At 71.7% G+C, this 11,413-nt stretch carries 12 protein-coding genes; 10 read left to right on the top strand and 2 right to left on the bottom strand.

The genetic code is table 11. The features are described 5' to 3' along the window. The first annotated feature begins 5 nt into the window (after positions 1-5). From C3V38_RS08480 to C3V38_RS08435, 10 genes are read left to right on the top strand one after another with little or no spacing between them, the layout of a single operon-like run. Positions 6-356: a monovalent cation/H(+) antiporter subunit G gene (locus tag C3V38_RS08480; RefSeq protein ID WP_063935410.1), complete on the top strand. Its 351-nt coding sequence runs from the start codon at positions 6-8 to the stop codon at positions 354-356. A gap of 1 nt (position 357) precedes the next feature. Then, the gene (gene mgtE / locus C3V38_RS08475) at positions 358-1,743 is read left to right on the top strand and encodes a magnesium transporter (RefSeq protein ID WP_061914127.1); all 1,386 of its coding nucleotides are present in this window, start codon (positions 358-360) and stop codon (positions 1,741-1,743) included. Positions 1,744-1,758: 15 nt separating this feature from the next. Further along, a complete protein-coding gene (locus C3V38_RS08470; protein WP_232302992.1) occupies positions 1,759-2,037 on the top strand; it encodes a hypothetical protein in 279 nt (92 codons plus the stop codon). Continuing rightward, positions 2,034-2,330, top strand: a complete 297-nt coding sequence (locus C3V38_RS08465; protein ID WP_061914123.1) for a monovalent cation/H(+) antiporter subunit G — start codon at positions 2,034-2,036, stop codon at positions 2,328-2,330. The genes C3V38_RS08470 and C3V38_RS08465 overlap by 4 nt, the downstream gene beginning before the upstream one ends. After that, on the top strand, positions 2,327-3,304 hold the full coding sequence (locus tag C3V38_RS08460; RefSeq protein ID WP_106385552.1) for a hydrogenase subunit MbhD domain-containing protein: 978 nt from the start codon (positions 2,327-2,329) through the stop codon (positions 3,302-3,304). Before C3V38_RS08465 ends, C3V38_RS08460 begins: the two co-directional genes overlap by 4 nt. Continuing rightward, on the top strand, positions 3,301-3,624 hold the full coding sequence (locus tag C3V38_RS08455) for an NADH-quinone oxidoreductase subunit K (protein ID WP_061914119.1): 324 nt from the start codon (positions 3,301-3,303) through the stop codon (positions 3,622-3,624). Before C3V38_RS08460 ends, C3V38_RS08455 begins: the two co-directional genes overlap by 4 nt. Then, positions 3,621-5,129 (top strand): complex I subunit 5 family protein, encoded by a 1,509-nt coding sequence (locus C3V38_RS08450; protein WP_061914117.1) that lies wholly within the window; start codon positions 3,621-3,623, stop codon positions 5,127-5,129. Before C3V38_RS08455 ends, C3V38_RS08450 begins: the two co-directional genes overlap by 4 nt. Next, positions 5,126-6,676 carry a complex I subunit 5 family protein gene (locus C3V38_RS08445; protein WP_106385551.1) on the top strand — a complete coding sequence of 517 codons (1,551 nt, stop codon included), beginning with the start codon at positions 5,126-5,128 and terminating at the stop codon, positions 6,674-6,676. The genes C3V38_RS08450 and C3V38_RS08445 overlap by 4 nt, the downstream gene beginning before the upstream one ends. After that, on the top strand, positions 6,673-8,466 hold the full coding sequence (locus C3V38_RS08440) for a proton-conducting transporter membrane subunit (RefSeq protein WP_061914115.1): 1,794 nt from the start codon (positions 6,673-6,675) through the stop codon (positions 8,464-8,466). Before C3V38_RS08445 ends, C3V38_RS08440 begins: the two co-directional genes overlap by 4 nt. Beyond that, complete coding sequence (locus C3V38_RS08435; RefSeq protein ID WP_106385550.1) at positions 8,463-8,945, top strand: Na+/H+ antiporter subunit E; 483 nt, start codon at positions 8,463-8,465, stop codon at positions 8,943-8,945. The genes C3V38_RS08440 and C3V38_RS08435 overlap by 4 nt, the downstream gene beginning before the upstream one ends. A 349-nt stretch (positions 8,946-9,294) precedes the next feature. Here the strand turns inward: C3V38_RS08435 and C3V38_RS08430 are convergent, their stop codons facing one another. Together C3V38_RS08430 and C3V38_RS08425 are read right to left on the bottom strand one after the other, a co-directional pair. Then, complete coding sequence (locus C3V38_RS08430) at positions 9,295-9,777, bottom strand: Dps family protein (RefSeq protein ID WP_061914111.1); 483 nt, start codon at positions 9,775-9,777, stop codon at positions 9,295-9,297. Between the two features lie 91 nt (positions 9,778-9,868). After that, on the bottom strand, positions 9,869-11,395 hold the full coding sequence (locus C3V38_RS08425) for a catalase (protein WP_106385549.1): 1,527 nt from the start codon (positions 11,393-11,395) through the stop codon (positions 9,869-9,871). Positions 11,396-11,413 lie beyond the last annotated feature (18 nt).

Raw genomic sequence — 11,413 nt, 5'->3', positions numbered from 1 at the left:
TCGCGATGGACACCTCGATGATCACGGACCTGCTGATCGGCGTCCTGGCCCTGCTCGGGTCACTGTGTTTCCTGGTGGCCGCGGTGACCATGTCACGCGCCGGCGACGCGCTGACCCGCATCAACATCCTGTCCGTGGCGACCGGCCTGGGCATGATGCTGTTCATCCTGTCGGCGTACGTGCACGAGCTGACCACCGGGTTCACCTGGATGGCGACCCTCATGGCACTGGTGGCGCTCGGCGCGACGGTGGTCGTCACCACGGTCGCCTCCATCACCCTGGCCCGGGCCGCCTACCGCGCCGACGGCCGGCTCGACCCGCTGACCGCCTACGACGACATCGCCGACGAGGGGTGACATGACCGGGCCAGATGATGCGCGTTCGCCGGGAGCGGTGACCGTCCGCGACCCGGCCGAGGCCGCACGACGGCTCGACGCCCTCATCGGCGCAGGGGATCTGCACGCCGCGGCCGAGATGGTCGAGGCTCTGCCGCCCTCGCTGGTCGTGGATGTCCTCGAGCGCAGTGGCGCCAGGGACCGGGCCGTCGTCTTCCGGCTCCTGCCCAAGGGCACCGCCCTGGTGGTCTTCGAGGCGCTCGACCCGCCGCTGCAGTCCGAGCTGATCCGGGAACTGCACGCGGACCGTGTCAACCAGCTCTTCACCGATCTCGACCCCGACGACCGCGCCGGGCTCGTCGACGAGCTCCCCGCCCACGTGGCCACGCGGCTCCTGCGGGAGCTCGACCACGACGAGCAGGCGCTCACCGCGGCGGTGCTCGACTACCCCACCGGCTCGGTGGGCCGACGGATGAGCCCGGAGTTCGTCTCCACCCACCCCGACGTCACCGCCGGCGAGACCCTCGAGCGGGTCCGGCGACGGATCGACCAGGCGGAGACGATCTACGCGATCCCCGTCACCGACGACCAACGGCGCCTGGTGGGGATCGTGGGACTGCGCGCGATCATGCGTGCGGAGCCGGGCACGCCGGTGCGTGAACTCATGAACCCGGCGATCACCGCACGCGCCCGCGAATCCGCCGAGGCGGCCGCACGCCGTTCCGCGGACGAGCGCCTCATCGCCCTCCCGATCGTCGATGACGAGGACCGGCTGGTAGGCATCCTCACCTTCGACGACGCACTGCGGATCCTCGAGGACGCCGAGACCGAGGACACCGCACGTGCCGGTGGCTCCGAACCGCTCCGGCGCCCCTACCTCGCCACGCCCGTGCGGACGCTGGTGCGTTCCCGCGTCGTGTGGCTGCTCGTGCTGGCGTTCGGCGCCGCGCTGACGGTGCAGGTCCTCGAGGTGTTCGAGGCGACCATCGAGCAGGTGGTGGCGCTGTCGTTGTTCGTCCCGCTCATCATCGGCACCGGCGGCAACACCGGCAACCAGGCCGCCACCACCGTCACCCGTGCGCTCGCGCTCGGCGACGTGCGCCCACGCGACGCCCTGCGGGTGCTCGGCCAGGAGATCCGGGCCGGGTTCACCCTCGGACTCGTCCTGGGTGCGGTGGGCTTCGCGGTCACCGGGCTCGTCTACGACGCCGACCTCGGCCTCGTCATCGGGCTCACTCTGCTAGCGTTGTGCACGATCGCCGCGACGGTCGGCGGGCTCATGCCGCTGCTCGCCCAGGCCGTCCGCGCGGACCCGGCCGTGTTCTCCAACCCGTTCATCACCACATTCGTCGATGCCACGGGGCTGGTCGTGTACTTCCTCATAGCGCGGGCCGTCCTGGGCCTGTAAACAGGAGAGAAGGAGGTGACGCGAGCAATGGACGGTGTGCAGGTGGCGCTGCAACTCCTCGTGGTCGCTCTCGTCATCAACATCCTGGCGTGCCTCGTGCGGGTCGTGCGTGGTCCCACATACCGCGACCGGGTGACGGGCGTGGTGCTGGCGGGCACCACCGGCGCGGCGCTGCTGTGCACCCTGTCCGTTCTGTCAGGCGCCCCGGCGGTGCGGTCGGCCGCCCTGGCCCTGGTGGCGCTCGCTCTGGTCGTCACGGTCACGATCGTCACCGCGGAACCGGGGGGCCGATGACCGACACGCTGCACGTGGCCCGCGACGTCGCGGTGATCCTGTCCGCCGCGGCGGGCCTACTGTTCTTCACCGCCGGGACCGTGGGGCTGCTCCGCTTCCCCGACCTGCGCAGCCGGCTGCACGCCGTCACCAAGGCCGACACGCTCGGACTCGGGTTCGTCATGCTCGCCCTGGCCCTGGCGTCCGACAGCCTCTGGGCCGCGGCGGCGTTTCTCCTGGTGTGGGTCCTCGGCATGGGTGCGGCCGCGGTCGGGGCGACCCTGCTCGGTTCCGACAGGGAGGCGTCGCCGTGACCGCCCCGGGAATCCTCGACCTCACCGTGGGCGGCGCGGTGATCACGGCCGCGGCGGTGGCGCTGCTCGTGCGCGACCGCCTCGCATCGGTGGTGACGTTCATCCTCCTCGGCGGGCTGCTGGCGGCCCTGTGGGCTTCGGTGCGTGCCCCGGACGTCGCCCTGGCCGAGGCGGCGATCGGGACGGGCGTCACCTCGGCCCTGCTCGTCGACGCCCTCGCCAATCGCCGGTCCTCCGAGGCGACTACGGGGCGGGGCCGGGGACGGATCATCGCGTGGGCCGCGGCCGCGTTCGGCGGGGCCGGCCTCGTCGTCGGCCTCGTCTCCGGAGTCCTCTCCGCCAACGACTCCGGCGACGCCGCCCCGCTCACCGGCGTGGTCGATGAGGCCATGCCCTCGGCGGCGGTGGGGCACGACATCACCGCCGTGCTCCTGGACTTCCGCGCCTACGACACGTTGCTGGAGGTGGCGGTGCTGCTCGTCGCGGTGGTGGGTGCCTACGCGCTCGCCTCGGCGGCCCCGCCCGGGTCCGCACCGGCGGCGCGCGACGCCGGGTCCACCACCCGCCCTCCCGGGACACTCGTGGACTTCCTCCGCGTGGCCTCGCCCGTCCTGCTTCTGCTGGCCGCCTGGTTGCTGTTCGCCGGCGCCTACCAACCCGGCGGCGCGTTCCAGGGCGGGGCGATGCTGGCCGGCACGGCGATCCTCGCCGCCGGGGCCGGAGCGGCCCCCGCCGTGCTCGAGGGTGCCCGGGGCCGGGTCGTGCTCTCGGTCGGTCCCTTGGCGTTCCTCGCCGCCGGCGGCGCAGGCGCCCTGACGGCGGGTCACTGGCTCCACATGCCGGCCGGGCTCGAGACCCCGGCGACGGTGGCGGTCGAGACCGCGTTGGCGGTGTCGATCGGTGCCGCGCTCGCGACCCTGTTCCTCACCGTGCGACGTCGACCGCATCAGGTCCTCGGCGGTGAGCGCCCGTGACCACGCTCGCCTGGTACACCGCGGTCGGTGCGGCCCTGCTCGCCCTGGGACTGGTGACGATGCTCGTGGCCGCGGACCGGTTCCGCCGTCTGGTGGCCCTCAACGTCGCGGCCGCCGGTTCACTGGTGATCCTGCTGGCCGTCGCGGGGCGGGATCCGGCCCCCGACCCGGTGCTCCACGCACTCGCACTGACGGGGATCGTCATCACCGTGGCGTTCACCGGTTTCGGGGTGGTGCTCGCCCGGCGGATCGACGAGGCCGAGTCCGCGGACGACGACCGCGCGGGCAGCGGGACCCGACTCGGCGGTGGGCCGTCATGACCCCCTCCCCCTCCTGGGCCGCCATGCTGCTGCCGACGGCGGTGTTACTCCCGCTGGCGTGGTCGGTCCTGTGCGTCCTCGTCCCCACCCGGGCGCGGGCGGCGTTCGGACTCGCCGGGGCGGTCGCCGCCGCGGCGGTGGGGGTCACGATCGCCGTCGCCGTCGCCTCCGGGGGACCGCTCGAGGCGGCCCTGGCCGGCCGGCTCCCGCCGCTGGGCATCTCGGTGCGTGCGGACGGGCCGGCCGCGCTGTTCCTGTTGCTGACCTCGGTGGTCGGGACACTGGTCTCGGTGTTCGCCGCGATCCACCCGCGGTCGACCGGCACGGAGGGTGCCCGCGACTGGTTCTGGCCCACCTGGCTGCTCCTCTGGTCGGGTCTGGCGGCGGTGTTCCTCTCCGGGGACCTGTTCAACCTGTACGTGGCCGTCGAGATCGTCGGACTCGCGGCGGTGGTGCTGGTGGCGCTCGGCGGACGCGACGCGTGGCGGGCGGCGTTCCGCTACCTCATCGTCACGGTGACCGGGTCGCTGCTGTTCCTGGTCGCGCTGACGCTGGTGTACGCCGCGGCCGGGACGTTGGACCTGCGTCTGGCGGGCGAGCGTCTGGCCGCCGGCGAGCCGGGACTACACGTGACGGTGATCCTCGCGCTCGCCGCGACCGGCATGGCCTTCAAGTCCGCGCTCTTCCCGTTGCACGGGTGGCTGCCCGATGCTCACGGCGGGGCACCGGGGGCGGTGAGCCCGCTGCTGTCCGCCCTCGTGGTGAAGTCGTCGTTCGTCGTGCTGTTCCGCGTGTGGACCGAGGTCACCGGCCCCGACCCCGTGGTGGGAACGATGCTCGGCGTCGCCGCGGCCGGCTCGGTCCTGTGGGCCGGCGTGGCCGCCGCGCGTACCCCGCGGTTCAAGCGCCTGGTCGGGTACTCGACCGTCTCGCAGATCGGCTACTTGTTCCTCTACTTCCCGCTGTCGGCCGCGGCAGACACGGCCGAGCAGCAGCGGGCAGCGTGGGTCGCCGTGGCGCTCCTGGCGTTCGCACACGGGTTGGCCAAGTCGTCGCTGTTCCTGTCCGCCGGCCTGGTGAAGGACCGCCTGGGTACCGACCGGATCGAGGCGATGACCGATCAGGGCGGCCGCATGCCGATCGTCACGATGGCCGTGGCGGTGGCCGGGGTGAGCCTGGCCGGGTTGCCGATCACCCTGGGCTTCGCCGGTAAATGGCAGCTCCTCCTCGCCGCCGTCGACACCGGGCGGTGGTGGGTGGCGGCGGTAGCGGTGGCGGGCACCCTCGTCGCGGCCACGTACCTGTTGCGGCCTGTCCAGACGTTACTGCCCGGGGAATCCAGCGAGGAGCGGCCGGGGCACACGGGTGGCGGCGTCCGATCCGCCCCTCGCGCCGCCACCCTCGTGCCCCTCACGGCGGCCCTGCTGGCCACCCTCGCGATCGTCGCCTCCGGACCATTGGCCGATCTGGCGGTCCTCGGCATGTGCCCGGGAGGAACGTCATGACCCCGCCGTCCTGGGTCGGCGAGTCCTCCCTGCTCGCCGTCGCACCGCTCGTGCTGTCGACCCTGGTGGCCGTCGTCGTCTTCCTCATCCCCGACCCCCGCACGCGGGCACGCACCACCGTCAACGTCACCGGCGCGGCGGTCAAACTCCTCATCGTCGTGACGCTCGTCCCGGCCGTCGTGGCGGGCGCCCGACCCGAATGGCGCAGTGCCCTGCTGCCCGGTATCGACCTGATCCTGCGGGTCGAACCGCTGTCCCTGTTGTTCGCCGGGCTGAGCTCGCTGCTGTGGTTGCTCACCACGATCTACGCGATCGGGTACCTCGAGGGACGGCCGCACCGCGCCCGCTTCTTCGGGTTCTTCTCGCTGTGTGTCACCGCCACCGTCGGCATCTCGTTCTCCGGGAACCTCGTGACGTTCCTGCTGTTCTTCGAGCTGCTCACCCTGGTGACCTACCCGCTGATCGTGCACAACGGCACGGCCGCGGCCTTCGGCTCCGGTCGGCTCTACCTGCGCTACGCGCTGAGCGGGGGGCTCTCGGTCCTCGTGGGCGTGGCGTGGCTGTCCGCGCTGGTCGGTGACGTGGAGTTCACACCGGGCGGTGTGGCAGCGGTGGCCGAACTCGCCGCGACGGACCCCTCCACGGCGACCGCGATCTTCGTGCTCATCGCGGGCGGTCTAGGGGTCAAGGCCGCCCTGTTCCCCCTCCATGGCTGGCTGCCGCGCGCGATGGTCGCACCCGCCCCGGTCAGCGCCCTGTTGCACGCCGTCGCGGTGGTCAAGGCCGGCGTGTTCGGCCTGGTCCGCCTGGTGGACGACGTCTACGGCGTCGGGGTCGCCGACGAACTCGGGGTGCTGCTGCCGCTACTGGCCCTGGCGTCGTTCACCGTGATCTACGGGTCGGTGCGCGCGCTGATGCAGGAAGACCTCAAGAAGCGCCTCGCATACTCCACGGTCAGTCAGGTCTCCTACGTAACGATCGGGATCGCGCTGGTCTCCGAGGTCGGCACCGCCGGCGGCCTCACGCACCTCGTGCACCAGGGGCTGATGAAGATCACCCTGTTCTTCTGCGCCGGCCTGTTCGCCGAGACCCTGGGCGTCAAGACCGTCTCGGGACTCGCGGGTCTGGGACGACGGATGCCGTGGACATGCGCGGCGTTCACCGTGGGCGCGTTCGGCATGATCGGCCTACCTCCGACCGCCGGGTTCGTCTCCAAGTGGCAGCTCGGACTGGGCGCCCTCGACTCCGACCACTCCTGGGTGCTGGGGATCTTCGTCGTCAGCGCCCTGCTCAACAGCGCCTACTTCCTGCCGCTGGTGTACTCGATGTGGTTCGTCGAGCGGCCCGACGGTGACGAACCGGACTCCGACCAGCCGGACGAGGCCATCCGGGACCGCGCTCGCCGGCGGGCCGAGGCCCTACCGGCCCTTCTCGTCCCGGCGGTGCTCACCGCGGCGGCCTCGCTGCTCGTAGGGATCATCGCCGCAGCCCCGTACTCGCCGATGGCGCTGGCCACCTTCATCGCCCGGGGGGTGTTCCCCTCGTGACCACCGCCCTGTGGATCCTCGCCCTCATCCTGCCGCTGACGATCGCCACCCTCATCGGCGTGACCGCCGCTCCCCCACGCCCGGCGGCCGACGCCTCGGTCCCCGCGCCAGAGTCCCCGGTGCAGCGACTATGGCTCGCGATAGCGCCGCTCACCGCGCTGCCGGCCATGGCCCTCACCGCGATCCCCGGCGCGTCGCTGACGGTGCCGTGGTTGCTCGTGGGTACCCACCTGCACGTGGACGGCCTGGCCCGCCCCCTCGTCCTGGTCTCGGCGCTGCTCTACGCCGCCGCACTCGCCGCGGTCGCCTGGGCGGGTTACCGGGGCGGGCGCGGCCTCGTCGCGTTCCTACTGGTCTGTCATGTGGGCACCACGGTGGTGTTCACCGCCGGGGACACCGCGACGTTCTACCTCGGCTACGGGCTCATGAGTTTCGCCGCGTACGGCCTGGTGGTGAACTCGCGGACCACGGAGGCGCTGCGGGCCGGGCGCGTGTACATCGTGCTGGCGGTGCTCAGCGAAGGCGCCGTCCTGGCCGCGCTCCTGCTCATCACCGCCATCGGCGGGCCGCTCGTCGAGGACGCGCCGCGGGCCGTCGCCGAGTCGGATCACACCGCGCTCATCGTGGCGTTGCTGCTCGTCGGGTTCGGGGTCAAGGCGGGCACGCTGCCGCTCCACGTATGGCTACCCCTCGCCCACCCGGCCGCTCCACCCGCTGCCAGCGCCGTCCTGTCCGGCGCCATGGTCAAGGCCGGGCTCATGGGATGGCTGCGCTTCCTGCCACTCGGCGAGGCGGACCTGCCCGGGTGGGGCCTGGCCCTGGTCGTGGTGGCGCTGGCCGGAGCGTTCCTCGCGGTGCCCGCGGGCGAACTGCAGAACGAACCCAAGGTGGTCCTGGCCTATTCGACGATCAGCCAGATGGGGTTCCTCGCCGCACTCGTGGGCGTGGCCCTGTCCTCCCCCGAACTCGCCGCCGCGGTGGCGCCGGCCGCGGTCGCCTATGCCGTCCACCACGCGTTGGCCAAGGGGGCGTTGTTCCTCGGGGTGCCCGTGTGGTCGCATCATGCCCACGGGGCCCGCCGGTGGGTGGTGGCCGTCGGCCTCGGCGGGGCGGCTCTTGCGGTCGCAGGGGCGCCGTTCAGCTCCGGTTCGGTGGGGAAGTACGCGGCCAAGAATGCCGTGGAGGGAGTCGAGCTGGGCGGCGTCGACCTGGTGGATCTGCTGCCGCTGGTCGCGACCGGCTCCACGCTGCTGCTGCTCCGCGCCGGTTGGCTCCTCGTCCGGCGCGAGCCGGACGTCCGGCCGCGGCCCGACGCCGAGCTCGGCGCGTGGCTCGTGCTGGTCGCCGCCGGGATCGTGGTGCCGTGGGTCGTCACCGAGAGGTGGCTCCCGCTGACGGCGGTGCCCAGCCTCGATCCCGTGACGCTGTGGGACGCCACCTGGCCCGTACTCCTCGGCCTGGCGATCGCCGCGCTGGCGGTGCTGCTCGCCCACCGTGCTCTCCTGCCCGGGTGGGCGCGCCGCGCGGACGGCCGGGCCGTCCCTCCCGGCGACATCGTCGTGCCGGAGGAACGCCTCGCCCGCGCTGTCGGCTCCGTGTCCCGCTCGGCGGTCGCCTCCGTTCGCGACCTGCGGGCCCGGGCGGACAGAGACCTCGCGCGTGTCATCCCGTCGGCCGCGGCGAGCCGCGCCTTCGACACCCTCGAGTCCGGCCTGACGTCCCGGGCGGGCAGCGGTGCCGTGGTGGTGCTGTTCGGTCTCGTTTTGGCCCTGGCCGGGGTGGTGTCATGACCCGTCTCGCGTCCACGATCGGCCGTTTCCTCGGGCTCCTCCTGCTGTGGTGGATCCTAGCCGGCGGGGATCCCGCTTACTGGTACTACGGCCTGGCCGCGGCTGCCGTGGCCACCGCCCTGAGCCTGCGTGTCCTGCCCCCGGGCCGGCGCGACAGTGCGCAGCGGGGGCGGCCGTGGGAGATCCCGGGGCTGATCGTGTGGTTCGTCTGGTCGGCGATCCGCGGTGGTATCGACGTCGCGCACCGCGCGTTCTCGCCCACGCTGCCCATCGCACCGCATGTCATCCGCGTCCCGATCGGGGTTCGTCACCCGGGGGGCCGGCGTCTGGCCCTGTGGATGGTCAACCTCATGCCGGGTTCGCTGGTCGTGGACGAGAAAGACGAGTGGGCGGACCTGCACGTCCTGTCCGCCGACCTCGACACCGAGGGGTCGTGGCGGGAGCTCACCAGGCGGATCTCCCGGATCGTCGGCGGCTGACCCGCACTCCGTCCGCTCGCGCCGCACACCCGGTAGAGCGACGGGCTGCCACCGACGCTCTACATCACGCCGCCGAATCCCGACGAGGGCATGCGCCCGCCGCTGCACGGTGGGCACCGGAGCGAGGTGCTGTTCTACCGCGACCTCGCGGGTCTGCACGGGACGCGCTGGCGGTGGTCCGGTCCCGCTGAGCCCGGGCGCCGCCGGGGTACGGGTCCACCTTGTCGTCGTCCCCGGCCGAAATGACGAAATCCGCTACCCCGCCGCGGGATCCGCTACCCCTGTAAGGGGCGCGGATCCGTAGGCGGAGTAGCGGACTTCGCGGCTGGGAGCCGCCAGGACGTCCGGATCAGACCGACTGGGCCTGCCACATCCAGTGCAGCTGCTCGAGCCGGGCGCTGATGCCGATGAGCAGGTCCTCGGTCACCGGGTCGTCGCCGACCTTGCCGATGTTGGCCCGCAGGCGCTTGATGGCCGCCTCGAGGGCCTCGGTCATGACCAGCACGACCTTGTCGTCCGAGGTGAACTCCGCCGAGACCTCGTCGAGCGCGCTGTTCGCGGCGACCGTCGCGGAGCGGCCGTCCGGGCTGACGCCGACGGCGGTGGCCCGCTCGGCGACCTCGTCGACGAAGGTGCGGGCGTCCGCCACGACCTCGTCGAGCGCGAGATGGATGCTCCGGAAACGCGGACCGACGACCGACCAGTGCGCCTGCTTGGCGACGAGCGACAGGTCGATGAGGTCGACCAGCGACTCCTGCAGCGCGTTCGTCACCGCCTCCTGAGCCTCGGCGGGGACGAACGAGGTGAACAGACCATTCGAATCAGCAGCCATCGTGGCTCCCTTCTGACCCGGTTTCCGGGTCGTGGAGGTGAATCGGATCGTGCACTGGACGTTCCCAGTATGCCCGTTCTGTTGACTGCCGTCAGTCCTGCAGCCGGTGGTTTCCGCGCGGGCCGGCCTCGACGCCGGCCTTCACGGCCTGGCACAGGCCCTCGTCGACGGCGGCCCAGTAGGCGTAGACGCGATCGAGCAGCTCGGTCTCGTCCGGGTGGATCGCGGACACGTGGCCGGCGATGTTGGCCGCCAGGCGCTCGCGCTCCTCGTCGTTCATCACCTCGCGGTACAGGATCGTCGCCTGGACCTGGTCCGTGTCATCGGCGTGGGGGGTGAGGTCACCGCGGTAGATCTCGGTTCCCTCGGCGTCCCAGGCTCCGAAGTCGTACGCCTTGGCGGGGTCGGCCGACGGCCCACCGAGCGAGTTGGGGTGGTACTCGGCCTGCGCGGGGTGCGGGAACTCGAACTGCATGGCGCCCTCCTTGGAGTAGGAGTTCACCTCCGAGAGCGGCCGGTTGACCGGAACCTGCTGGTAGTTGGCACCGATGCGGTAACGCTGGATGTCCGGGTAGGCGAAGACGCGGCCGAGCAGCATCTTGTCGGGCGAGAAGCCGATGCCCTTGACGATGTTGGTCGGCGCGAACGCGGCCTGCTCGATCTGCGCGTGGTGGTTCTGCGGGTTGCGGTTCAGCGTCATGGTGCCGACCTTCCGCAGCGGGTAGTCGCGCTGCGACCACGTCTTGGTCAGGTCGAACGGGTTGTACCGGTAGGTGGCCGCCTCGGCGACCGGCATGACCTGGACGTGCAGGTCCCAGGACGGGAAGTCACCGTTCTTGATGGCCTCGTACAGGTCCTCACGGTGGTAGTCGGCGTTCTCGCCGGCCAGCTTGTCGGCCTCGGCCTGGGTGAGGTTCTTGATGCCCTGGTTGGTCTTGAAGTGGAACTTGACCCAGTGGCGCACGCCCTCGGCGTTGATGAACTGGTAGGTGTGCGAGCCGAAGCCGTCCATGTGACGCCAGGTGGCGGGGATGCCGCGGTCGCCCATGAGCCAGGTGACCTGATGGGTGGACTCGGGGCTCAGGGTCCAGAAGTCCCACTGCATGGCGTGGTTGCGCAGGCCGGAGGCGTTCTTGCGGCGCTGCGAGTGGATGAAGTCCGGGAACTTGATCGCGTCGCGGATGAAGAAGATCGGGGTGTTGTTGCCGACGAGGTCGTAGTTGCCCTCCTCGGTGTAGAACTTCAACGCGAAGCCACGCGGGTCGCGCCAGGTGTCCGGGCTGCCCTTCTCGCCGGCGACGGTGGAGAAGCGGGCGAGCATCGGGGTCTTGACGCCCTTCTGGAACAGGCCGGCGGAGGTGATGTCGGAGATGTCCTCGGTGGTCTCGAAGACGCCGAACGCGCCCGAGCCCTTGGCGTGGGGCAGACGCTCCGGGATGTTCTCGCGGTTGAAGTGGGCGAGCTTCTCGATCAGGTAGAAGTCGTGCAGCGGCTGCGGGCCGCTCCTGCCGACCTGGGCGCTGAACTCGTCGCTGGGGACGGGCTGGCCGCTGTCGGTGGTGGTGTGCGAACCGGGCTGGAAGTCGCGAACGCCGCGGTCGGCGGGGTGAACGGTCACGTCGTGATTCTCCTCGTG

The sequence above is a fragment of the Dietzia sp. oral taxon 368 genome (genome assembly GCF_002999155.1).
Lineage (GTDB): Bacteria > Actinomycetota > Actinomycetes > Mycobacteriales > Mycobacteriaceae > Dietzia > Dietzia cinnamea.
The sequence above is the reverse complement of the archived record's forward strand: the minus strand, read 5'-3'. Positions and strand labels throughout refer to the sequence as shown.